The sequence below is a fragment of the Phycicoccus sonneratiae genome (assembly GCF_016887965.1).
GTDB lineage: Bacteria > Actinomycetota > Actinomycetes > Actinomycetales > Dermatophilaceae > Phycicoccus > Phycicoccus sonneratiae.
This window is the reverse complement of the sequence record NZ_JAFDVD010000005.1, coordinates 124,336-145,153: the sequence shown is the minus strand read 5'-3', so window position 1 is coordinate 145,153 and position 20,818 is coordinate 124,336. Positions and strand designations below refer to the sequence as shown.

Here is a 20,818-nt window from a genome sequence, read left to right as displayed (position 1 = left end):
CGTGGGGTGCGGGTCAGTGGCCCATGCCGAGGCCGCCGTCGACGGGGATGACGGCGCCGGACACGTAGGCCGCCTCGGGCGAGGCGAGGAAGCGGACCACGCCGGCCACCTCGTCGGTCGTCGCGAACCGGCCGGCGGGGATGGCCGCCTTGTACGTCTTCTGGGTGTCCTCGGGCAGGGCGGCGGTCATGTCGGTCTCGATGAAGCCGGGGGCGACGACGTTGGCGGTGATGCCCCGGCCCCCGAGCTCGCGGGTGACCGAGCGGGCCAGCCCGACGAGGCCGGCCTTGCTCGCGGCGTAGTTCGCCTGCCCCGGACCGCCGTACAGCCCGACGACGCTCGAGATGAGGATGATCCGCCCGCGCCGCAGCCGGATCATCCCCTTGCTGGCGCGCCGGACGCAGCGGAAGGCACCGGTGAGGTTGGTCTCGAGGACGCTGTCGAAGTCCTCGTCGCTCATCCGCATGAGCAGGCCGTCCTTGGTGATGCCGGCGTTCGCGACGAGCACCTCGACCGGGCCGCCGAGCTTCTCCTCGGCCTCGGTGAACGCGGCGTCGACGCTCGCGGAGTCGGTGACGTCGCAGCGCACGCCCTCGAGGCCCTCCGGCGGCTCGCCGCTGCGGTGGGTGACGACGACCCGGTCCCCCGCCTGCGCGAAGGAGCGCGCGATGGCCAGGCCGATGCCTCGGTTGCCGCCGGTGACGAGGACGGTGCGGGGCTCGCTCATGCTGTCGAACCTAGTGGACTACCCGGCGGTAGGCGGACAGCCCCGGACGTATGGTGGACGGGTGCCCACGACCCGCCACCACGCGCCCGACGCCCAGTCGGTGACGACCGCGGCGGAGTCGCGCGAGGCCGACCAGCGGGCCCGTCTCAAGCACTACCTCGTGACGATGTCCGTCCGCACCGCGTGCTTCCTCCTCGCCATCGTCATCGACGAGTGGTACCGCTGGGTCTTCGCGGCCGGCGCGATCGTCCTGCCGTTCATCGCGGTCGTCGCCGCCAACGCGGTGGCCCCGCGGGTGCGTGGCCGGGCCCGGGTCGTGACGCCGACCACCGACGACACCCCGCTGCTCACCGAGCGACCCTTCGAGCAGGTGCCGAGCACGGTGAGCCGACGCGAGGACGAGCACCGGCGCTGACCCGGCCGGTCGGTCAGCCGCCGATCGCCGACATCGGGCGGTCCGGCTGCTCGAAGTCCGGGCGGTCGATGCCGTGCCCGGCCTTCTTGGCCCACATCTCCGCGACGACGAGGTCGGCGAGCTCGGCGTCGGTGGCGCCCTCGCGTATCGGACCGCGCAGGTCGACCTCCGAGCGGGCGAAGAGGCAGTTGCGCAGCTGGCCGTCGGCGGTGAGCCGGACCCGGTCGCAGGCCGCGCAGAACGGAGCGGACACGCTCGCGATGACCCCGACCGTCTCGGGGCCGCCGTCGACGTGGAACAGCTCGGCGGGGGCGCTACCGCGACCCTCGACCGGGGTGAGCCGGAACCGCTCGCCGAGGCGCTCGAGGATCTCGGCCTGGGAGACCATCCGCGAACGGTCCCAAGCGTGCTGGGCGTCGAGCGGCATCTGCTCGATGAACCGCAGCGCGTAGCCGCGGTCGAGGCACCAGCCGAGCAGGTCGGCGACGCCCTCGTCGTTGAAGCCCCGCATCGCGACGGCGTTGACCTTGACGGGCGTCAGCCCGGCGTCGGCGGCGGCCTTGAGCCCGGCCTCGACGTCCTCGAAGCGGTCGCGCCGGGTGAGGTCGCGGAACTGCTGCGGGTCGATCGTGTCGAGGCTGATGTTGACGCGGTCGAGGCCGGCCTCGGCGAGGGGCGCGGCGAGCCGGTCGAGGCCCACGCCGTTGGTCGTCATCGCGATGCGCGGACGCGGCTCGAGCCCGGCGATCCCCCGCACGACGTGGACCAGGCTGCGCCGCAGCAGCGGCTCGCCGCCGGTGAGGCGGACGTTCGTGACCCCGAGATCGACCATGACCCGCACGAGGCGCACGAGCTCGTCGTCGGTGAGCATCTCGGGCTTGGCCATCCAGTCGAGGCCCTCGGCCGGCATGCAGTACGTGCAGCGCAGGTTGCACCGGTCGGTGACCGAGACGCGCAGGTCGCGCCCGACACGGCCGAAGCGGTCGAGGAGGCGGGGCTCGGGGAGGTCGGTCATAGGGGAACAGCCTACGTCGCGTAACGTGGAACGGTGCTGCGTCGGCTGGTGTCTCCTCGCTGGCTCGGCGCGCTGGTCCTCGCGGCGCTCTTCGCCGTCGCGGCCTACCACCTCGGCTGGTGGCAGTACCACCGCCACGAGGCGAAGGTCGAGCGCAACGCCCTCCTCGACGAGCACTACCGCGCCACCCCCGTGCCGGTCGAGGACGTCGTCACCGGTGCCGGCGTGGCCCGCGACGCCGAGTGGACCCGCGTCACCGTGCGGGGCGCCTACGTCGAGGGGCCCCTGTTCGTGCGCGGCCGACCCAACGACGGCGAGGTCGGGCTCGAGGTGCTCTGGGCCCTGCGCCCCACCGACGGCGGCACCGACGTGCTCGTCGACCGCGGCTGGGTCCCGGCCTCGGACCGCGGGGCGAGCGTGCTGCCCTCGGTCGCCCCGGCACCGAGCGGTGAGGTGACGGTGATCGGGTGGGCGCGGCACGGCGAGGCCTCCCCCGGCCGGCCCCCGGCACCCGGTCAGATCGCGAACCTGTCAGTGCGCGACGCCTCCGCGGCCCTGGGGACCACGCTGCTGCCGGGCTACGTGCTGCTCCAGGGCGAGACCGCCGCCGACGGCTCCACCCCGGCGCGCCCGCAGGCCCTCGCGCCGCCGGACCGCAGCCTCGGTCCGCACCTCGCCTACGCCTACCAGTGGTGGATGGCGACGGTCGCCGGCTTCGTGCTCGTCGGCTTCGGGGTCCGCCGGGAGGAACGGCTCGCGCACCCCGAGAAGTACCCACCGAAGGAGAAGAAGGTGCGGATCTGGGACGAGGAGGACGCCTGAGGGCGGGCGTTCAGCCTCACGTGGCATCGTGCGGGAATGAGCCAGGAGCCCCGCGGGGACCGCACCGCCCTCGTCGTCGACACCCTCCTCGAGGCCTTCGAGCCCCTGATGCGCGCCGACCCGCACGGCTTCCGCACGAAGTTCCGGAAGATGGCCCGCGACCCGTTCGCGTTCTACCGCGGCTCGGCGTGCCTCTTCTACGCCGACGTGGGCGCGGGCGGCCGGTTCGCGGACTTCGACGTCCGGTGGGTCGACGACGCGTCCTCGCGGGTGTGGGTGCAGGGCGACCTGCACGCCGAGAACTTCGGCACCTACCTCGACGCCGATGGCCGGCTCGTCTTCGACGTCAACGACTTCGACGAGGCCTACCTCGGTCACTGGACGTGGGACCTCGCGCGGTTCGTGGCCAGCCTGTCGCTGATGTGCTGGCAGAAGGCGTTGCCCGAGACCGTCGTCGACGACCTCGTCGCGACCTACGTGCGGGCCTACCTCGACCAGGTCGAGCACTACCGGGAGGTCGCCGACGACACCGAGTGGGCCCTCACCCTCGAGACCGGCGAGGGAGCGGTGCTCGACGCGCTGCACCGCGCCAAGCTGACGACGCGGGTCGGGCTCCTCGAGTCGATGACGGTCGTCGAGGACTTCCGCCGGCGGTTCGCCGACGGCCCGGGGGTGCGCCGCCTCGAGCCCGACGAGGAGGATTCGGTGCGGGCGGCGTTCGACGGGTACCGGCACACCCTGCCGACGCCGCACCGGGACAGCGTGACGTTCGACGTCCTCGACGTCGTCGGGCGCTCCGGGTTCGGCATCGGCAGCGCGGGGCTGCCGGCCTACAGCGTGCTAATCGAGGGGTTCACCCAGGCGCTCGACAACGACGTCGTGCTCTCGATGAAGCAGGGCAACGTCGCGGCGCCGAGCCGCGTGGTCGACGACGAGCGCGGCGCCTCGTACTTCGAGCACCACGGTCACCGCACGGCCATCTCGCAGCGGGCCCTCCAGGCGCACGCCGACCGGTTCCTCGGCTGGACCTCGCTCGCCGGGCGCGACGGGCCGGTCGGCTTCGTCGTCAGCGAGGTCTCGCCCTACGAGGCGGACCTGTCGTGGGACGAGGTGACCGAGCCGGGGGACCTCGAGGTGCTCGTGCCGCAGCTCGGGCGTGCGACGGCGAAGATCCACTGCGTCGCCGACTCCGAGTCCGACCAGGACCTCGTGGCCGTCAGCGTCGAGGACGCGGTCGGCGCTGCGGTGGGCGGCGACGTCGACGGCCTCGTCACGACGATGCGCGAGTTCGCCCGCGAGTACTCGGAGCAGGCCCGCGAGGACCACCGGCTCTTCGTCGACGCCTTCCGCGGCGGCTCCTTCGAGCACGTCGCCCCGGCCTGAGGCCTAGCGGGGCGTCGACGTGGGGGTGTCGAGGACCTCGCCGAGCTCGTCGTCGAACTGGGTGCGGTAGAGCTCGGCGTAGAGGCCGTCGGCGGCCACGAGCTCGGCGTGGGTGCCCCGCTCGACGATGCGGCCGTCGTCGACGACGAGGATCTGGTCGGCGTGCCGGACCGTGGACAGCCGGTGCGCGATGACGAGCGCCGAGCGGTCGCGCAGGGCCTCGTCGAGGGCGCGCTGGAGGGCCTGCTCGGACTCGCTGTCGAGGTGCGCGGTGGCCTCGTCGAGGACGATGAGCCCGGGACCCTTGAGCAGCAGGCGCGCGATGGCGAGGCGCTGCTTCTCGCCACCGGACAGGCGGTGGCCGCGGTCTCCGACGACGGTGTCGAGGCCCGAGGGCAGCGAGTCGACGAGCGACCAGACCTGCGCGGCCCGCAGCGCGGCGACCATCTGCTCCTCGGTGGCGCTCGGGGCCGCGTAGTCGAGGTTGGCCCGGATCGTGTCGTGGAAGAGGTGGGCGTCCTGGGTGACGACCCCGACCGCGTCGTGGAGCGACTCGCTGCCGGCCTGCCGCAGGTCGACCCCGTTGATGCGGACGGCCCCGGTGGTGGGGTCGTAGAGCCGGGCGACGAGCGCGGTGATGGTCGTCTTGCCGGCACCGCTCGGGCCGACGAGGGCGACGAGGCTTCCGGGCTCGACCGTGAACGAGACGTCGCGCAGCACCGGCCCGCTGCCCCGGCGGTCGCCGGTGGCGGTGCTCTCGAGGGAGGCGAGCGACACCTCGTCGGCCGACGGGTAGGAGAAGCCGACGCGGTCGACCTCGACGCGCACCGGACCGGCGGGGACCGGGACGGCGTCCGGGGCCTCGGCGACGAGCGGCTCGAGGTCGAGGACCTCGAAGACGCGCTCGAAGGACACGAGTGCGGTCATGATGTCGACGCGGACGTTCGAGATGGCGGTCAGCGGGCCGTAGAGGCGGGCCAGCAGCGCGGTGAGTGCGATGAGGGTGCCGACGGTGAGCGAGCCCCCGACGGCCATGAGGCCGCCGACGCCGTAGACCATCGCCGTGGCCAGTGAGGCGACGAGCGTGAGCGCGACGAAGAACACCGACCGGTTGACCGCGATGCGGACCCCGATGTCGCGCACCCGGGCCGCCCGGGTGGCGTACTCGCCGTCCTCGACGACCGGGCGGCCGAAGAGCTTGACGAGCAGCGCCCCCGCGACGTTGAAGCGCTCGGTCATCCGGGTGCCGAGGTCGGCGTTCTGCACCATCTGCTCGTGCGCGAGGGAGGCCAGCCGGCGCCCCATGAAGCGCGCGGGCAGCAGGAAGAACGGCACCAGGAGCAGTGCGGCCAGGGTGAGCTGCCAGGAGAGCAGGGCCATGGCCCCGACGATGAGCACGAGGGTGATGGCGTTGCTGACGACGCTGGACAGCACCGAGGTGAACGCCTGCTGCGCCCCGATGACGTCGTTGCCGAGCCGGGTGACGAGGGCGCCGGTCTGGGCGCGGGTGAAGAACGCGACCGGCTGACGGAGCACGTGCGAGAAGACCTCGGTGCGCAGGTCGTAGATGAGCCCCTCCCCGATGCGCGCCGAGAACCACCGCTCGACGAGCGTGAGCACTCCCCCGACGACGGCGATGGCCGCGACGAGCAGCGACAGGCGGACGACGAGGCCGGAGTCCTTGGGGTAGATGCCGTCGTCGATGATCGACTTGAGCAGCAGCGGGGTCGCGACGACGAGGCCCGACTCGACGACGACGAGCCCGAGGAACCAGGCGATGGCCGTCTTGTACGGGCGGGCGTAACCGAGCACCCGGCGGGTGGTGCCCGGCGTCAGCCGGCGCTCCTTCACGCTGGAGTCACGGCTCAGGCTGTGCAGCGCCTGCCACCCTTGCATGCTCATCCGGTCGTCAGCTCCTCGTCGTCGTCGCTCGTCAGTCAACCACCGCGCGCCGACAGGTGTTCCGCGCGCCGTGGGCACCCCCTTGTGCGCCGTGGCGGCCGCCCGGAGGATGACCGCACCACCCCACCGACGTGCTGGAGGAACCGTGCCCGAGCCGCTGCGCCACAAGGTCCTGCTCGACGAGGACGAGATGCCGACGCGCTGGTACAACCTCGTGGCCGACCTCCCCACGCCTCCACCCCCGCCCCTGCACCCGGGCACCGGGCAGCCGGTCGGGCCCGACGACCTCGCGGCGATCTTCCCGATGGACCTCATCGCGCAGGAGGTCACGACCGACCGCTTCGTCGACATCCCGCAGGAGGTCCAGGACGTCTACCGGCTGTGGCGGCCCTCGCCGCTCTACCGGGCGCACCGGCTCGAGAAGGCGCTCGGCACCCCGGCCCACATCTGGTTCAAGTACGAGGGCGTCTCCCCGGCCGGGTCCCACAAGCCGAACACGGCCGTGCCGCAGGCGTACTACAACGCGAAGGCGGGCGTGCGGAAGCTGACCACCGAGACCGGGGCCGGCCAGTGGGGCACCTCGCTCGCGTTCGCCTGCGCCCAGTTCGACCTCGAGTGCGAGATCTGGCAGGTCCGCGCCTCGTACGACGCCAAGCCCTACCGCAAGATCATGATGGAGACCTTCGGCGGCACGGTGCACCCGAGCCCGTCCGACCTCACGGAGGCCGGCCGGACGATGCTCGCCGCCGACCCCGACTCCCCCGGCTCGCTCGGCCTGGCGATCAGCGAGGCGGTCGAGGTCGCCGCCCAGGACCCGACGGCCAACTACGCGCTCGGCTCGGTGCTCAACCACGTGCTGCTGCACCAGACGATCATCGGTGAGGAGGCGCTGCTCCAGCTGGCCAAGGTCGGCGAGGCCGTCGACCTCATCGTCGGGTGCACCGGCGGCGGCTCGAACTTCGGCGGGCTGACCTTCCCGTTCCTCCGCGAGAAGCTCGCCGCCGGCGGCACCGGCCCGGTCATCCGGGCGGTCGAGCCCGCGTCCTGTCCGTCGCTCACGCAGGGCACCTACGCCTACGACTTCGGTGACGTCGCCGGGCTGACCCCGCTGCTCAAGATGCACACCCTCGGCCACGACTTCATCCCCGACCCGATCCACGCCGGCGGCCTGCGCTACCACGGGATGAGCCCGCTCATCAGCCATCTCTACGAGGAGGGGCTCATCGAGGCGACCGCGAAGACGCAGAAGGACTGCTTCGCCGCCGGTGTCCTCTTCGCCCGCACCGAGGGCATCGTCCCGGCCCCCGAGCCCACGCACGCGATCGCCGCCGCCGTCGACGAGGCCATCCGCTGCGTCGAGACCGGCGAGGAGAAGGTCATCCTCACCGCGCTCTGCGGCCACGGCCACCTCGACCTGCCGGCCTACGACGCCTACCTGCGCGGCGACCTCGTCGACCACACGTGGGACGACACCGAGCTCCAGGAGTCGGTCGCGCGCGCCCTCACCCGGCTGCCGGCCATCCCGGGCTGAGCGTCGTCACCGGGTGAGGCTCACCCGGTCGGTGAACGTCGACCCGGCCGCGGGGCGGAACCGCGCGTCGAGCGTGCGGCTCGTGGCGTCCACCGCGAGGTACCCGAAGGCCGCGTCCTTGTTGCGGGCGCTGACCGCGGCGAAGTAGCCCGCCTCGCTGTCGGAGCGTCCGACGTCGCGCAGCTCGTGCCCGCCGGTGCCCACGGTGACGAACGTCGTTCCCCCGGAACCGGTCACGCAGCCCGAGTCGTACCGGCCGGGGACCACCGCCGGGCACGAGGGGCCGAGGGCCAGCCGCTTGGTCCGCTGGTACATGTGCTCGTGGCCGGTGACGACGAGGTCGGCCTTCTCGCGCAGCAGGAGGTTCATCAGGTCGGCGCCCGGGTCGCAGGCGTAGACCCCGACCGACAGGCAGGGCTTGTGCATCCCGACGACCACCCACGGGATGCCCGCGGCCCGTGCCGAGCGGAGGGCGTCTCGCGTCCAGGTGAAGTGCGACGTTCCCGCGGCGTAGGACCACTCCCCGGCACCGAAGTCGAGCGCCGGCGAGATCATGACGACGCGGACGAGCGGGTGCACCGCCGGGACGTCGACGTACCACTCCTGCCCGTAGCGCCCGACGAGCCCGGGGAGCCGGTTGGGCAGGCAGGCCCGGAAGGCGTCGATGTCGCCGTTCGGCCCGTGGTCCTCGTGGTTGCCGGCGACGAGCTCGACCGGGTGGTGCGGCCCGACGGCCTGCTTCACGGTGTCGCACCACGCCGGCTCGGCCCCGGCCGCCCCGTACGACAGGTCGCCGACCACGAGCGTGAACGCGTCGCCGGCGGCACCGACCGCCGACAGGACGCGCCGGGAGTCCGCCGTGGCGCCGACGTCGCCGAGGACCGAGAAGTGCAGCGTGTCCGGGCGCGGGCTGCGGACGGTGGGGACCGGCGTGGGCGACAGCGCCGGGGCCGACGTCAGCCGCGGGGCCGCCTCCGGGGTGGGGTCCCTCGTCGCCGCCGGGTTCGCGCAGGCACCGAGCGCGAGCAGGGCGACGGCCCCCACGGCGGCGGCGCGACCCCTCATGGGTGCAGTATGCGCCGCCCGCGGGCGGCCCACCGTCAGGCCAGGGTGACGAGCTCGCGGTAGTCGGCGCTGAAGAGGTCCTCGACGCCGTCGGGGAGCAGGAGGATGCGCTCGGGCTCGAGGGCGTCGACGGCGCCCTCGTCGTGGGTGACGAGGACGACGGCGCCCTCGTAGGTGCTCAGGGCGCCGAGGATCTCGTCGCGGCTGGCGGGGTCGAGGTTGTTCGTCGGCTCGTCGAGGAGCAGGACGTTCGCCGAGGAGACGACGAGCAGGGCCAGCGAGAGCCGGGTCTTCTCGCCGCCGGAGAGGACCCCGGCCGGCTTGAGGACGTCGTCGCCGCTGAAGAGGAACGAGCCGAGCACCTTGCGGACCTCGGTCTCGCCGAGGTCGGGCGCGGCCGACTTCATGTTCTCGAGCACCGTGCGCCCGACGTCGAGGTTCTCGTGCTCCTGCGCGTAGTACCCCAGCTTGAGGCCGTGGCCCGGCTCGACCTGGCCGGTGTCGGGCGCGTCGACACCGGCGAGCAGGCGCAGGAGGGTGGTCTTGCCGGCGCCGTTGAGCCCGAGCACGACGACGCGCGAGCCGCGGTCGATCGCGAGGTCGACGTCGGTGAAGACCTCGGCCGACCCGTACGAGCGGGACAGCCCGGTGGCGCGCAGCGGCGTCTTCCCGCACGGCGAGGGCTTCGGGAACCGCAGCTTCGCCACCTTGTCGTGGGCCCGCTCGGCCTCGAGGCCGCCGAGCAGTCGCTCGGCCCGGCGCTGCATGTTCTGCGCCGCAACGGTCTTCGTCGCCTTGGCCCGCATCTTGTCGGCCTGGGCCATGAGCGCCGACGCCTTCTTCTCGGCGTTGGCGCGCTCGCGCTTGCGGCGCCGCTCGTCGGTCTCGCGCTGCTGGAGGTAGGCCTTCCAGCCGAGGTTGTACTGGTCGAGCTCGGCGCGGTTGGCGTCGAGGTGGAAGACCTTGTTGACGACGACGTCGAGCAGCTCGACGTCGTGGCTGATGACGACCAGCCCCCCGCGGTAGCCCTTGAGGTGGTCGCGCAGCCAGCCGATCGAGTCGGCGTCGAGGTGGTTGGTCGGCTCGTCGAGGAGCAGGGTCTCGGCACCGGAGAAGAGGATGCGGGTCAGCTCGACGCGGCGGCGCTGGCCACCCGAGAGCGTGCCGATCTCCTGCTCGAGGAGGCGCTCCTCGAGACCGAGCGCGGCGGCGATCTGGGCGGCCTCGGACTCGGCGGCGTACCCGCCGGCGGCGGTGAACTCGGCGTCGAGCCGGGCGTAACGGCGCATCGCCTTCTCCTGCTTCTCGCCGGTCTCGGTGGCCATCGCCTGCTCGGCGGCCCGCAGGTCGCGGACGATGGTGTCGAGGCCGCGGGCCGAGAGCACGCGGTCGCGGGCGGAGACGTGGAGGTCACCGGTGCGGGGATCCTGCGGGAGGTAGCCGACCTCGCCCGTGCGGGTGATGGTCCCCGCGGCGGGCTGGGTGACGCCGGCGAGGGTCTTCGTGAGCGTCGTCTTGCCGGCCCCGTTGCGGCCGACGAGGCCGATGCGGTCGCCTGCGGCCACCCGGAAGGTCGCGTCGTCCAGGAGTAGGCGGGAGCCCGCGCGCAGCTCGACGGCGGCAGCGGTGATCACGGGAGGGTCCTTCGGGTCGGGGCGACGCGCGCGAACGGGGGCGACGATGGTGTCCGGCGGCGCGTGGTCACCCCTAGTCTAAGGCGGGCCGGGGAGCGCTCCGGCACGGCACGAGTCCGGAGGCCGCCGCATGAGCTTCAACGACAACGTCACGCTCGACACCTCGCAGGTGCGCTCCGGCGGTGGCGGGGGTCGCGGCGGGCCGGGTGGCCTGGTCGTCGGCGGCGGCATCGGCGGGATCATCCTCACGATCCTGCTCATGGTCTTCGGCATCGACCCCGGGTCACTGCCCACCGGTGGCGGCCAGCTCGACCCCGGCCAGGTGCAGGCGGGTGGCACCGAGGACGGCAGCGCCTTCGACGAGTGCAAGAGCGGCGCGGACGCCAACTCCAGCGACGTGTGCCGGGTCGTCGGCACGGTGAACTCGGTCCAGGCCTTCTGGGGCGACGAGCTCGTCCGCCACAAGCGCGAGTGGCAGCCGACCCAGACCGTCCTCTACGACGGCCAGACCCAGTCCGCCTGCGGCACCGCGAGCAACCAGGTCGGCCCGTTCTACTGCCCGCTCGACAAGCTCGTCTACATCGACGCGAGCTTCTTCGAGCTCCTGACCAGCCGGTTCGGCGCCGACGACGGAGCCCTGGCCCAGGAGTACGTCGTCGCGCACGAGTACGGGCACGCCCTCCAGGACCAGCTCGGGCTGCTCGGCCGCGCCCAGCAGGACCCGCAGGGGGCCGAGTCCGGGGCGGTCCGCACCGAGCTGATGGCCGACTGCCTCGCGGGCGTCTGGGCCAAGCACGCGAGCAGCGTGCCCGACGAGGACACCGGCACGCCGTTCCTCCGGCCGATCACCGACGCCGACATCCGCTCGGCCCTCTCGGCTGCCAAGGCCGTCGGCGACGACACCATCCAGGCGTCGGCGAGCGGGCGGGTCAACCCCGAGACGTGGACGCACGGGTCGGCGGAGGCTCGCCAGCGCTGGTTCCTCCAGGGCTACTCGACCGGCGACCTCAACCGCTGCGACACCTTCGCCGTCGCCTCGGTCGAGTGACCAATGCCCTGCGCCCGGTCAGCCCACCGCCTTGCGCACCAGCGCCGCGACGTCCTTCTCGCCGGTCTTCGTCAGGGTCGTGACCGCCCACGAGACCGGCCACATCGAGCCGGAGTCGAGCTGCGCGACGTCCTGGAACTCCAGGCTCGTGTAGCGCTGGCCGAACTTGCCAGAGTTCTTGACGGCCAGGAGGACCTTGCCGTCCTTGGCGTAGGCCGGCATGCCGTACCACGTCCGCGGCGCGAGCTCCGGTGCGGCAGTGGTGATGATCTCGTGCAGCCGGGTGCACAGCGCCCGGTCGTGGTCGGACATCTTCGCGATGGCGTCGAGCACGGCCTTGACGTCGTCCTCGGCCTTGGCCCCCTTGGCGGCGGCCCGACGCTCGGCGACGGTGGCCTTCATCGCCGCCTTCTCGGCGTCGCTGAGGACGCTCCCGGTGGTCTTCTTCGCGGCGCTCATGGCGCTCCCTCCCTCTCTCGTGGCTGTCGTGGATCCTGCTGCGCCCATCGTGCTCCCCCGGTCCCCGACGGCGCTTCTCCGAACCTGACCGACCTCCGCGGTGGACGTTCAGCGCCCTGTCGGCGAGCATCGAGGGACCGCCACCGCAGGAGGAAGCATGCGCGTCGTCTCCGTCATCCCGAACCTCAACGTCCCCGATATCGATGCGGCCGGGGGCTTCTGGGCCGAGGTCATGGGCCTGTCCACCGAGGAGATGAACCTCGGCTGGGTCGCCCGCTTCACCTCGCCCGACACCGGCGCCCACGTCCAGCTCGTCTCCGGTGACGCGACCGCGCCCGAGGACTCGGCGCTCACGGTGCGGGTCGAGGACGTCGACGCCGCCTACGCGGAGGTCCTCGCGGCCGGGGTCGAGGTCGTGCACCCGCTCGTCACCGAGGAGTGGGGCGTGCGGCGGTTCTTCGTCCGGGCCCCCGGCGGCACGGTCGTCAACATCGCCCAGCACCACGCCTGACGGCGACCCCTAGGCTCGGCCCATGGCTCCCGCTGCGCGCACGACCTACCTCCTCGTCGACGGCGAGAACATCGACGCGACGCTGGGGACCTCGATCCTCGGGCGCCGGCCGCAGCCCGCGGAGCGGCCCCGGTGGGAGCGGCTGCTGCAGTTCGCCGAGGACCGGTGGGAGCAGCCGGCGGTCGGGTTGTTCTTCCTCGCGGCCAACACCGAGCTGCCGATGACCTTCGTCCAGGCGCTGCTCGCCATCGGCTACCGCCCGGTGCCGCTGTCCGGCGGGCCGGGCGAGAAGGTCGTCGACATCGCCATCCAGCGCACGCTCGCCGAGCTGCGGGGTCGCGAGGCCGACGTCCTCCTCGTGAGCAACGACGGCGACTTCGCCGAGCAGGTCGAGGACCTGTTGGACGGGCGCCGGGTCGGGGTGGTCGGGTTCGGCGAGTTCCGCAGCAGCGCCTTCGCGGGGATGTCCGAGCGCGGGCTGGAGTTCCTCGACCTCGAGTACGACGTCGCGGCGTTCAACGAGCGGCTCCCGCGGGTGCGCATCATCCCGATCGCCGAGTTCGACCCGGCGCAGTTCCTCTGACGGGTCCGTCGCCGGTCACTCGTTCTCGGCGGATTGTCCTGCGTTGCAACATCTTTCCCTCCGCTCGACCCTTCCCTCTCGAACGCCTGTCCGGTAGGATCGGGGTACGAGGGGAGGGGGAGCCGATGACCACCACGGACACCGTCAGGGAGGCCGCACGAGCGGCGCGGGCCCTGCTCTCGGATGCGCTGGTGGGAGGGTCGCCGACGGGGTCGGTCGATGAGTGTGCGGAGCTGCTGGGTGAGCTGCAGGCGCTGCTCGACGTGGCGGCGGCGGCGCAGGACGAGGCGATCGTGGCGTTGGCGGCGGTGGAGTGCGAGTGGGCCGAGGACGGCACGGTCGTGCAGGTGCGCCGGGCCCGGGGTCACGTGGCGCTCGATGCGCCCGCGGTCGTGTCGGGGGTGCTGAACGTCTCGGCGGTGCACGCCGAACGCCGGGTGCGTGACGCGGTGCGCCGGGCGGCGGACGCGCCCGAGGGGTCGCTGGTGTGCACCGGACTGGGTGGGCTGCACGGCGCGATGCGCGCAGGACGTCTCGATGCCTACCGGGCGGGCGTCGTGGCGTACGAGCTGGAGGAGGTCCCGGCCGAGGTCGCCGAGACGGTCGTCAGTAGCCTGTCGGACTGGTTCGGCCGGGAGGACGGCACGCACCTGCGGCGCCGGGTGCGCCGGTTACTGGCGTCGATCAGCCCGGACCTGCTGCGGCAGCGCGCGGTGCGGGCGCGGGAGGCCAGTGGGCTGCGGCGGTGGGTGGACGAGCCGGGCGTGGACACCTGGCTGGGCACCTTTCCCTCCGAGGAGGCCTGCCGGGCCTGGGCCGCGATCGACGCGCTGGCCCAGCAGTACGTCACCGACGGGGTGTGCGAGCGGATCGACCGGGCCCGCGCCAAGGCCCTGACCGACCTGGTCACCCAGCAGGCCACCATCGACCTCCAGGTCGTCCTGACCACCCCCGCCGACGCTCCTGCTCGCCCCACCGGGATCGCGAGCGGAGCTGCCGGGGACCTGGTGCCGGTCGGCACCGCCCGCGCCGGGGAACCGATGCTGGTCCAGCGCGACTGGCTCGAGCGGGCGGTCGCCGCCACCACGGTCACCGGCCGTGACCGCACCGGCCGGCCTCGCCTCCAGCCCTGCGACACCGCGACCGGCGCCCCGCTCGACCCCCACGGCGAGCTGAGCACCTCCGCCTACCGGCCCGGCGCCCGACTCGTGGCGTTCGTGCGGGCCCGGGACCGGCACTGCCGCTTCCCCGGCTGCACCGTCGCCGCCCGCTTCTGCGACCTCGACCACGTCCGCACCTGGCCGCTCGGACCCACGGCCGCGACCAACCTGGCCTGCCTCTGCCGGCGCCACCACCGCCTCAAACAACGCCCCGGCTGGCGAGCCGTCCTCCACCCCGACGCCTCGATGACCTGGACCGACCCCACCGGCCGCACCCGCACCACTCATCCCCCCGACCAGCTCCACCCGATCACCCTCACCGACACCGGAACCGACCCACCCCCGACGCCGCCCGGCAACCCGAGCCTGGTGCTGCCCGACGGCCCCCACTCGGCGCTGGAGCACCACCTCGAGCACCGTGGCCCGGCCGAAGCGGCCCGCCGTGTCCACATCACCCGACCCCGCGTGCCGATGACCTGCGCGCCCGCCCCCCACGACCACGCCCCACGGCTGCCCCGCAGGCGCGACCTCACCGCCTCACCCCCCTTCTGACGGGCGGCTCCGCGACGGAGCGCGGTGCGGACGCCGGACCCGACGATCAGGCGCCGTTCGGTGGTGTGATCACCGGGAGTGTCGGCCACCGGGTGCTGGCCCACTCCGGCCAGGTGTCGTGACCCGCCGGCGGCGGTGGGACCGGACCGTACGACAGCTCCGCGTCGCTCGGGAGCTCGATGGCGGCGAGGAACCGGTCGTGGTCGGCCTCGGTCATCTCGAAGGTCGTCTCCGGAGCCTCCCGCCACCGGGCGCTCGCGCGCCGTCGGCGTTCGTCCTCGGCGGCTTGCACGAGCTCGAGGACGAACCGCGCACCGGCCGTCTCCGCGATGACGCGGATGGCGTACCGCTCGTCCGCGGACCAGCAGCCGAAGTCCAGGACGACGCTCGACCCGCCGAGGAGCACCTGGTGCGCGACCCAGATCATCCGGCCCTCGAGGACGTCCCGGCGGCCGTCGACGTCGCTGCGACCGAACAGCGGCGCCATCCAGTCGTCCGGTGTCAGCCGCAGGATGCGGTGCGTCGCGGCCAGCTCCTTGGCCCGGGTGGTCTTGCCGACGCCCGGCAGGCCGACGGTGAGGAACAGGGTCGGGCGGGCGTCCACGACCCCCACGATGCCGTCCGGGGGTGGTGGTCGGCAAACGTGGTCCGGCCGGACCGATGATTCCGGATCGGAGCGCCGGTCGGAACGGGCATGACCATGATCACGAGAGGCCTCAGCGTGTCCGTGACGGTGCCCGACCAGGACGCCGCGCTCGCCTTCTACCGCGACGTCCTCGGGTGCGAGGTCGTCGTCGACGCCGAGGCCTGGCCCGGTGCCCGGTACGTCCAGGTCGCCCCGCCCGGCTCGGACGTCGGGATCGTCCTCCTCCCACCGGACAGCGAGATCCCCCGCGCGGTCCGGCTCGGGACCGCCTCGGCGCAGGCAGCGCACGACCGGCTCCGCGCCACCGACGCGACATTGCACAACGACGAGGTGCTCCACCTCGAGGGCTCGCCGTCGATGTTCGCCTTCACCGACCCCTGGGGCAACGAGCTCGTGCTCATGGAGGAGTGAGCGGGCGCCTCACTCCTCGATGGTGACCCGGACCGCCCGCGCCCGCTCGACGGCCTTCTCCAGCACCGCGAACCGCGGGTCCGGCAGGTCGTAGAGCTCAATGCGCGCGAGGTCGCGCAACCCGCCGAGCCGGGCGTCATCGAGCACGGCCTCGGCCAGGGCCCGGTCCCCGCCGAGCACGAGTCCCCGGGCGCCGCTCCCCCGCAGCAGCCGCACGGCGTGCTCGGTGACCGCCCCGACCAGCTCGTCGGCCTGGTTGGACCGGCGCCGGGCGAAGCGCTGCTGGCTCCATCCGCCGGCGGCCGTCCGCGACTGGACGTAGCGCGTCCCCACCTTGTGCTCGGTCAACCGGTCCCCGACAGCCACCCCCACCGCGTACCCACCCCGGCGCACGAGCAGCACGGCGAGCGGGTCGGCCTCGAGCCGAGAGACCCCGACGACCCGCTGGGGACCGTCGGGGTTGTTCTCGTCGAACCGCGCCCGCCAGCGGTCGTACCGCTCGGGCGCGACCTCGACGACGCGGGTGGTCACGCTCAGATGTTGAAGCCCAGGGCGCGCAGCTGCTCGCGGCCGTCGTCGGTGATCTTGTCCGGACCCCACGGCGGCATCCAGACCCAGTTGATGCGGTGCCCGGCGACGACCCCCTCGAGGGAGGCCGCGGTCTGGTCCTCGATGACGTCGGTGAGCGGGCAGGCCGCCGAGGTGAGCGTCATGTCGATGACGGCGTGGTTCTGCGGGTCGACCGTGATGCCGTAGACGAGGCCGAGGTCGACGACGTTGATCCCGAGCTCGGGGTCGACGACGTCGCGCATGGCCTCCTCGACGTCGGCGACGTTGCTGGGGGTGGCGGTGGTCTCGCTCACTGCTTCGCTCCTTCGGCCTGGTACAGGGCATCGGTGAACGCCGACCACGAGAGGAGGGCGCACTTGACGCGGGCGGGGTACTTCGCGACGCCGGCGAGCGCCACGCCGTCGCCGATCTGCTCCTCGTCGCCGGGGTCCTCCCCCTTGCTCGTGAGCATGGCGCGCATCGCCTCGTAGGTCTCGCGGGCGTGCGCGACGGTACCGCCGGTGACCTCCTCGGCGAGGATGGACGCCGACGCGACGCTGATCGAGCAGCCCATCGAGTCGTACGAGACGTCCTCGACGACGGCGTCGTCACCGGCTCCCGAGAGGTGCACCCGCACGGTGACCTCGTCGCCGCACGTGGGGTTGACGTGGTGGCTCTCGGCGTCGAACGGTTCGCGCAGACCGTGGTTCACGGGGCGCTTCGAGTGCTCGAGGATGAGCTCCTGGTAGAGGTCCATCAGACGGGCACCTCCGTCCCGAAGATCGCCGGCACGCGGTCGAGGGCCTCGAGCAGGGCGTCGACCTCGCCGGGCGTCGTGTACGCGGCGAAGGACGCGCGCGTGCTCGCCGCGGCCCGCAGCTTGCGGTGCAGCGGCCACGCGCAGTGGTGGCCGACCCGCACCTCGACGCCACGGTCGTCGAGCACCTGCCCGACGTCGTGGGCGTGCACGCCGTCGACGACGAAGGCCACCGCTCCCCCGCGCTCGCGCAGGTCGGCGGGCCCGAGGACGCGCACCCACGGACGCTCGGCGAGGCCGCGCAGCAGCCGCTCGGTGAGCATCTGCTCGTGCGCGTGGACACGGTCGAGACCGAGGGCGGTGAGGTGGTCGCACGCCGCCGCGAGCCCGACGGCCTGGGCCGCGACGGGCACCCCGGCCTCGAACTTCTGCGGCACGGGGGCGTAGGTGGCGCCCTCCATCGTCACGGTCTCGATCATCGAGCCGCCGGTGAGGAAGACCGGCATCTCGTCGAGCAGCTCGGCGCGGCCCCACAGCACCCCGATGCCGAGGGGGCCGAACATCTTGTGCCCCGAGAAGGCGAGGAAGTCGACGCCGAGGTCGGCGACGTCGACCGGCAGGTGCGGCACCGACTGGCAGGCGTCGAGCACCGCGAGGGCCCCGACGGCGTGCGCGCGCTCGGCGAGCTCGCGGACCGGGTTGACGGTGCCGAGGACGTTCGAGACGTGCGTGAAGGCGAAGACCTTCGTGCGCTCGGTGAGCAGCTCGTCGAGGTCGGTGAGGTCGAGCCGTCCGTCCTCGGTGACCGGCACCCAGCGCAGCGTGGCGCCGGTGCGCCGGCACGCCTCCTGCCACGGGATGAGGTTGGCGTGGTGCTCCATCTCGGTGACGAGCACCTCGTCGCCCGGCCGCAGCGAGAAGCGGTCTCCACGACCGCCGCCGCCCCCGTGGGTGCCGTTGGTGAAGGCGTAGGCCACGAGGTTGAGCGCCTCGGTGGCGTTGCGGGTGAAGACGACCTCGCCCGCCGACGCCCCGATGAACCGGGCGATGGTCTCGCGGGCGGCCTCGTAGGCGTCGGTGCCCTCCTCGGAGAGCTGGTGGGCACCCCGGTGGACGGCGGCGTTCGTGTGCTCGTAGAAGCGCCGCTCGGCGTCGAGCACCTGGACCGGCTTGTGCGAGGTGGCCCCGGAGTCGAGGTAGACGAGCGGGTGCCCCCCGCGCACCGTGCGCGACAGGATCGGGAAGTCGGCCCGGAGGCGGGCCAGCTCCTCGTCGGTGAAGGGGGCGGCGGTCATCTCAGGCCCCGGCACCCGCGGCGGTGAAGCGGTCGTAGCCCTCGGCCTCGAGGCGCTCGGCGAGCTCGGGGCCGCCCTCCTCGGCGATCCGGCCGTCGACGAAGACGTGCACGAAGTCGGGCTGGATGTAGCGCAGGATGCGCGTGTAGTGCGTGATGAGCAGGACGCCGGCGCCGGTCTTGTCCTTGGCGCGGTTGACGCCCTCGGACACGACGCGCAGGGCGTCGACGTCGAGGCCGGAGTCGGTCTCGTCGAGGACGGCGAACTTCGGCTGGAGCAGCTCCATCTGGAGGATCTCGTGGCGCTTCTTCTCGCCGCCGGAGAAGCCCTCGTTGACGTTGCGCTCGGCGAACACCGGGTCCATGCGCAGGTCGGCCATCGCCTCCTTGACGTCCTTGACCCAGGTGCGCAGCTTCGGCGCCTGGCCGTCGACCGCGGTCTTCGCGGTGCGCAGGAAGTTCGAGACGGTGACGCCGGGGACCTCGACGGGGTACTGCATCGCGAGGAAGACACCGGCCCGGGCGCGCTCGTCGACGCTCATCGCGAGGACGTCCTCGCCGTCGAGGGTGACGGTGCCCGAGGTGACGGTGTACTTCGGGTGGCCGGCGATGGAGTACGCGAGGGTCGACTTGCCCGAGCCGTTCGGGCCCATGATCGCGTGGGTCTGGCCGGACTCGATGGTCAGGGTGACACCACGGAGGATCTCCTTCGTGCCCTGCTCGGTCTCGACGGTGACGTGAAGGTCCTTGATCTCAAGGGTGGACATGCGTGGGGTCAGAGCTCCTCGGACAGGGCGACGAAGACGTCGTCACCCTCGGTGCGGACGGTGTGGACGGCGATGGGGGTGATGGCGGGCGGGCCGGTGGGCTCGCCGGTGCGCAGGTCGAAGCGCGAGCCGTGCAGCCAGCACTCGAGGGTGCAGCCGTCGAGCTCGCCCTCGGACAGCGAGACGTTGGCGTGGCTGCACGTGTCGTCGACGCAGTGCACGGCGCCGTCCTCGGTGCGGACGATGGAGACGCGGCGGCCCTCGATCTCGGCGAGGGCGGCCCCGACCTCCGGCAGCTCGTCGAGCCGGCAGACGTAGGTGAAGCCCTCGGTGGTCAGCTGCTCGCTCACGCTGCGACCTCCCCGGCGAGCTCGCGCTCGATGGCCTCCATGAGGCGCTCCTGCACCTCGGGGACGCCGATGCGCGCGACGACGCTCGCGAAGAAGCCGCGGACGACGAGGCGGCGGGCGTCGTCCTCGGGGATGCCGCGCGCCATGAGGTAGAAGAGCTGCTCGTCGTCGAAACGGCCCGTGGCGGAGGCGTGCCCGGCTCCCTCGATCTCGCCGGTCTCGATCTCGAGGTTCGGCACCGAGTCGGCGCGGGCGCCGTCGGTGAGGATGAGGTTGCGGTTCAGCTCGTAGGTGTCGGTGCCCTCGGCCGCGGCGCGGATGAGGACGTCGCCGACCCACACGGTGCGGGCAGTCTCGCCCTGGAGGGCGCCCTTGTACTCGACGTTGCTGCGGCAGTGCGGCGCCTCGTGGTCGACGAAGAGCCGGTGCTCGAGGTGCTGGCCGGCGTCGGCGAAGTACACGCCGAGGCCCTCGAACGAGCCACCGGGGCCGGTGTACGAGGCGTTGGTGTTGAGCCGGACGACCCCGCCGCCGAGCGTGACGGCGATGTGCCGCACCGTGGCGTCGCGCCCGACGACGACGTCGTGCTGGGCGAGGTGGTGGGCGCTGTCGTCCCACTCCTGGACGCTGACGAGGGTGACGTCGGAGCCGTCACCCGCCAGGACGGTGAGTACCTCGGAGCAGTCGGCGGTGCCGGCGTGCTCGAGGACGACCGTGGCGCGGGCGAAGCGGCCGACCCGCACGAGGAGGTGCCCGTGGACGAGGTCGGACCCATCGCCCGAGAGGCGCAGGCGTACGGGCTCGGTGAGCTCGGCCTCGGCCGGGACGTCGACGACGGCGACACCACCGCTGCGGGCGGCGGCGACGGCGGCGGCCCGGTCCTGGGGGCGCGGCACACCGAGGGCCTGCCAGTCGGCGACCGGCATCGTGCTCAGCGTGACGCCCTCGGGCAGCTCCTCGTGCCAGTCGGCGTCGGCGCCGGCGGCCTCGTCACGGAAGAAGGGGCCGAGCCGGTCGACCGGCGTGAAGCGCCACTCCTCCTCGCGGCCGTGCGGCACGGCGAAGTCGGCGGGGTCGAAGGACGCCCGGCGCTCGGCGCGCGACTGGTCGGGGACCATCGTGGCGGCGCTGTGGGTGTGCGCGCCCTCGGTGGGGCGCTGGGGGGTCAGCAGACTCATGCAAGGTCCTCGAAGAAGCTCGGGTTCGGGGTTCGGGGTCCCCGCGAAGTACTGGAGGA

General features: G+C 73.0%; 23 protein-coding genes. 9 read left to right on the top strand and 14 right to left on the bottom strand.

Annotated elements, in window-relative coordinates; translation table 11 throughout:
* Positions 1–13 precede the first annotated feature (13 nt).
* Positions 14–727 (bottom strand): beta-ketoacyl-ACP reductase, encoded by a 714-nt coding sequence (gene fabG / locus JQN70_RS04150; RefSeq protein WP_204130056.1) that lies wholly within the window; start codon positions 725–727, stop codon positions 14–16.
* Between the two features lie 61 nt (positions 728–788).
* On the opposite strand from fabG, the gene JQN70_RS04145 reads away from it, so the two are divergent.
* The gene (locus JQN70_RS04145; RefSeq protein WP_307835808.1) at positions 789–1,142 is read left to right on the top strand and encodes a DUF3099 domain-containing protein; all 354 of its coding nucleotides are present in this window, start codon (positions 789–791) and stop codon (positions 1,140–1,142) included.
* Positions 1,143–1,155: 13 nt separating this feature from the next.
* Here the strand turns inward: JQN70_RS04145 and moaA are convergent, their stop codons facing one another.
* Entirely contained in the window at positions 1,156–2,157 is a 1,002-nt protein-coding gene (gene moaA, locus JQN70_RS04140) for a GTP 3',8-cyclase MoaA (RefSeq protein ID WP_204130054.1), read from the bottom strand.
* Between the two features lie 33 nt (positions 2,158–2,190).
* Here moaA and JQN70_RS04135 point away from each other — a divergent pair, with 33 nt between their 5' ends.
* Together JQN70_RS04135 and JQN70_RS04130 are read left to right on the top strand one after the other, a co-directional pair.
* Positions 2,191–2,979 carry an SURF1 family cytochrome oxidase biogenesis protein gene (locus JQN70_RS04135; RefSeq protein ID WP_204130053.1) on the top strand — a complete coding sequence of 263 codons (789 nt, stop codon included), beginning with the start codon at positions 2,191–2,193 and terminating at the stop codon, positions 2,977–2,979.
* Positions 2,980–3,015: 36 nt separating this feature from the next.
* Positions 3,016–4,362 carry a DUF2252 domain-containing protein gene (locus JQN70_RS04130; RefSeq protein ID WP_204130052.1) on the top strand — a complete coding sequence of 449 codons (1,347 nt, stop codon included), beginning with the start codon at positions 3,016–3,018 and terminating at the stop codon, positions 4,360–4,362.
* A 3-nt stretch (positions 4,363–4,365) separates the two neighbouring features.
* On the opposite strand, the gene JQN70_RS04125 is transcribed toward JQN70_RS04130, so the two are convergent.
* Positions 4,366–6,264 carry an ABC transporter ATP-binding protein gene (locus tag JQN70_RS04125; protein WP_204130051.1) on the bottom strand — a complete coding sequence of 633 codons (1,899 nt, stop codon included), beginning with the start codon at positions 6,262–6,264 and terminating at the stop codon, positions 4,366–4,368.
* A 145-nt stretch (positions 6,265–6,409) separates the two neighbouring features.
* Here JQN70_RS04125 and JQN70_RS04120 point away from each other — a divergent pair, with 145 nt between their 5' ends.
* Entirely contained in the window at positions 6,410–7,795 is a 1,386-nt protein-coding gene (locus JQN70_RS04120) for a TrpB-like pyridoxal phosphate-dependent enzyme (RefSeq protein ID WP_307835807.1), read from the top strand.
* 6 nt (positions 7,796–7,801) lie between these two features.
* Here the strand turns inward: JQN70_RS04120 and JQN70_RS04115 are convergent, their stop codons facing one another.
* Both JQN70_RS04115 and JQN70_RS04110 read right to left on the bottom strand, forming a co-directional pair.
* Complete coding sequence (locus tag JQN70_RS04115; RefSeq protein ID WP_204130049.1) at positions 7,802–8,860, bottom strand: metallophosphoesterase; 1,059 nt, start codon at positions 8,858–8,860, stop codon at positions 7,802–7,804.
* A 35-nt stretch (positions 8,861–8,895) separates the two neighbouring features.
* The gene (locus JQN70_RS04110) at positions 8,896–10,494 is read right to left on the bottom strand and encodes an ABC-F family ATP-binding cassette domain-containing protein (RefSeq protein ID WP_204130048.1); all 1,599 of its coding nucleotides are present in this window, start codon (positions 10,492–10,494) and stop codon (positions 8,896–8,898) included.
* 130 nt (positions 10,495–10,624) lie between these two features.
* Between JQN70_RS04110 and ypfJ the strand changes: the two genes are divergently transcribed.
* The gene (gene ypfJ, locus JQN70_RS04105) at positions 10,625–11,542 is read left to right on the top strand and encodes a KPN_02809 family neutral zinc metallopeptidase (protein WP_204130047.1); all 918 of its coding nucleotides are present in this window, start codon (positions 10,625–10,627) and stop codon (positions 11,540–11,542) included.
* Positions 11,543–11,560: 18 nt separating this feature from the next.
* Here ypfJ and JQN70_RS04100 read toward each other — a convergent pair whose 3' ends face one another.
* A complete protein-coding gene (locus JQN70_RS04100; RefSeq protein ID WP_204130046.1) occupies positions 11,561–12,001 on the bottom strand; it encodes a DUF1801 domain-containing protein in 441 nt (146 codons plus the stop codon).
* Positions 12,002–12,158: 157 nt separating this feature from the next.
* Between JQN70_RS04100 and JQN70_RS04095 the strand changes: the two genes are divergently transcribed.
* The 3 genes from JQN70_RS04095 to JQN70_RS04085 all read left to right on the top strand — a co-directional run bounded on the left by JQN70_RS04095 (position 12,159) and on the right by JQN70_RS04085 (position 14,807).
* Positions 12,159–12,512, top strand: a complete 354-nt coding sequence (locus JQN70_RS04095) for a VOC family protein (protein WP_204130045.1) — start codon at positions 12,159–12,161, stop codon at positions 12,510–12,512.
* Between the two features lie 22 nt (positions 12,513–12,534).
* Positions 12,535–13,095, top strand: a complete 561-nt coding sequence (locus JQN70_RS04090) for an NYN domain-containing protein (RefSeq protein ID WP_204130044.1) — start codon at positions 12,535–12,537, stop codon at positions 13,093–13,095.
* A gap of 125 nt (positions 13,096–13,220) precedes the next feature.
* Complete coding sequence (locus JQN70_RS04085) at positions 13,221–14,807, top strand: HNH endonuclease signature motif containing protein (protein WP_204130043.1); 1,587 nt, start codon at positions 13,221–13,223, stop codon at positions 14,805–14,807.
* A 46-nt stretch (positions 14,808–14,853) separates the two neighbouring features.
* Here JQN70_RS04085 and JQN70_RS04080 read toward each other — a convergent pair whose 3' ends face one another.
* Positions 14,854–15,411: a P-loop nucleotide/nucleoside kinase family protein gene (locus JQN70_RS04080; RefSeq protein WP_204130042.1), complete on the bottom strand. Its 558-nt coding sequence runs from the start codon at positions 15,409–15,411 to the stop codon at positions 14,854–14,856.
* Positions 15,412–15,507: 96 nt separating this feature from the next.
* Here JQN70_RS04080 and JQN70_RS04075 point away from each other — a divergent pair, with 96 nt between their 5' ends.
* Complete coding sequence (locus JQN70_RS04075) at positions 15,508–15,864, top strand: VOC family protein (protein WP_239110568.1); 357 nt, start codon at positions 15,508–15,510, stop codon at positions 15,862–15,864.
* 9 nt (positions 15,865–15,873) lie between these two features.
* On the opposite strand, the gene JQN70_RS04070 is transcribed toward JQN70_RS04075, so the two are convergent.
* The 7 genes from JQN70_RS04070 to sufD are packed head-to-tail and all read right to left on the bottom strand — an operon-like array spanning position 15,874 to position 20,759.
* Positions 15,874–16,395 (bottom strand): acVLRF1 family peptidyl-tRNA hydrolase, encoded by a 522-nt coding sequence (locus JQN70_RS04070; RefSeq protein ID WP_204130040.1) that lies wholly within the window; start codon positions 16,393–16,395, stop codon positions 15,874–15,876.
* 2 nt (positions 16,396–16,397) lie between these two features.
* Positions 16,398–16,676: a metal-sulfur cluster assembly factor gene (locus tag JQN70_RS04065; protein WP_239110609.1), complete on the bottom strand. Its 279-nt coding sequence runs from the start codon at positions 16,674–16,676 to the stop codon at positions 16,398–16,400.
* Between the two features lie 47 nt (positions 16,677–16,723).
* Positions 16,724–17,170 (bottom strand): Fe-S cluster assembly sulfur transfer protein SufU, encoded by a 447-nt coding sequence (sufU, locus tag JQN70_RS04060; protein WP_204130038.1) that lies wholly within the window; start codon positions 17,168–17,170, stop codon positions 16,724–16,726.
* The gene (locus JQN70_RS04055) at positions 17,170–18,465 is read right to left on the bottom strand and encodes a SufS family cysteine desulfurase (RefSeq protein ID WP_204130037.1); all 1,296 of its coding nucleotides are present in this window, start codon (positions 18,463–18,465) and stop codon (positions 17,170–17,172) included. The genes sufU and JQN70_RS04055 overlap by 1 nt, the downstream gene beginning before the upstream one ends.
* Position 18,466: 1 nt before the next feature.
* On the bottom strand, positions 18,467–19,231 hold the full coding sequence (gene sufC, locus JQN70_RS04050; RefSeq protein ID WP_204130036.1) for a Fe-S cluster assembly ATPase SufC: 765 nt from the start codon (positions 19,229–19,231) through the stop codon (positions 18,467–18,469).
* An 8-nt stretch (positions 19,232–19,239) separates the two neighbouring features.
* Positions 19,240–19,581, bottom strand: a complete 342-nt coding sequence (locus JQN70_RS04045) for a non-heme iron oxygenase ferredoxin subunit (RefSeq protein ID WP_307835806.1) — start codon at positions 19,579–19,581, stop codon at positions 19,240–19,242.
* A complete protein-coding gene (gene sufD / locus JQN70_RS04040; RefSeq protein WP_204130035.1) occupies positions 19,578–20,759 on the bottom strand; it encodes a Fe-S cluster assembly protein SufD in 1,182 nt (393 codons plus the stop codon). Before sufD ends, JQN70_RS04045 begins: the two co-directional genes overlap by 4 nt.
* Positions 20,760–20,818: the final 59 nt, after the last annotated feature.

Coding starts and splice junctions, on each gene's coding strand:
- fabG (WP_204130056.1), bottom strand. CDS start 727: ATGAGCGAGCCCCGCACCGTCCTCGTCACCGGCGGCAACCGAGGCATC.
- moaA (WP_204130054.1), bottom strand. CDS start 2,157: ATGACCGACCTCCCCGAGCCCCGCCTCCTCGACCGCTTCGGCCGTGTC.
- JQN70_RS04130 (WP_204130052.1), top strand. CDS start 3,016: ATGAGCCAGGAGCCCCGCGGGGACCGCACCGCCCTCGTCGTCGACACC.
- JQN70_RS04125 (WP_204130051.1), bottom strand. CDS start 6,264: ATGAGCATGCAAGGGTGGCAGGCGCTGCACAGCCTGAGCCGTGACTCC.
- JQN70_RS04115 (WP_204130049.1), bottom strand. CDS start 8,860: ATGAGGGGTCGCGCCGCCGCCGTGGGGGCCGTCGCCCTGCTCGCGCTC.
- ypfJ (WP_204130047.1), top strand. CDS start 10,625: ATGAGCTTCAACGACAACGTCACGCTCGACACCTCGCAGGTGCGCTCC.
- JQN70_RS04100 (WP_204130046.1), bottom strand. CDS start 12,001: ATGAGCGCCGCGAAGAAGACCACCGGGAGCGTCCTCAGCGACGCCGAG.
- JQN70_RS04095 (WP_204130045.1), top strand. CDS start 12,159: ATGCGCGTCGTCTCCGTCATCCCGAACCTCAACGTCCCCGATATCGAT.
- JQN70_RS04090 (WP_204130044.1), top strand. CDS start 12,535: ATGGCTCCCGCTGCGCGCACGACCTACCTCCTCGTCGACGGCGAGAAC.
- JQN70_RS04085 (WP_204130043.1), top strand. CDS start 13,221: ATGACCACCACGGACACCGTCAGGGAGGCCGCACGAGCGGCGCGGGCC.
- JQN70_RS04075 (WP_239110568.1), top strand. CDS start 15,508: ATGATCACGAGAGGCCTCAGCGTGTCCGTGACGGTGCCCGACCAGGAC.
- JQN70_RS04065 (WP_239110609.1), bottom strand. CDS start 16,676: ATGCGCGACGTCGTCGACCCCGAGCTCGGGATCAACGTCGTCGACCTC.
- sufU (WP_204130038.1), bottom strand. CDS start 17,170: ATGGACCTCTACCAGGAGCTCATCCTCGAGCACTCGAAGCGCCCCGTG.
- JQN70_RS04055 (WP_204130037.1), bottom strand. CDS start 18,465: ATGACCGCCGCCCCCTTCACCGACGAGGAGCTGGCCCGCCTCCGGGCC.
- sufC (WP_204130036.1), bottom strand. CDS start 19,231: ATGTCCACCCTTGAGATCAAGGACCTTCACGTCACCGTCGAGACCGAG.
- sufD (WP_204130035.1), bottom strand. CDS start 20,759: ATGAGTCTGCTGACCCCCCAGCGCCCCACCGAGGGCGCGCACACCCAC.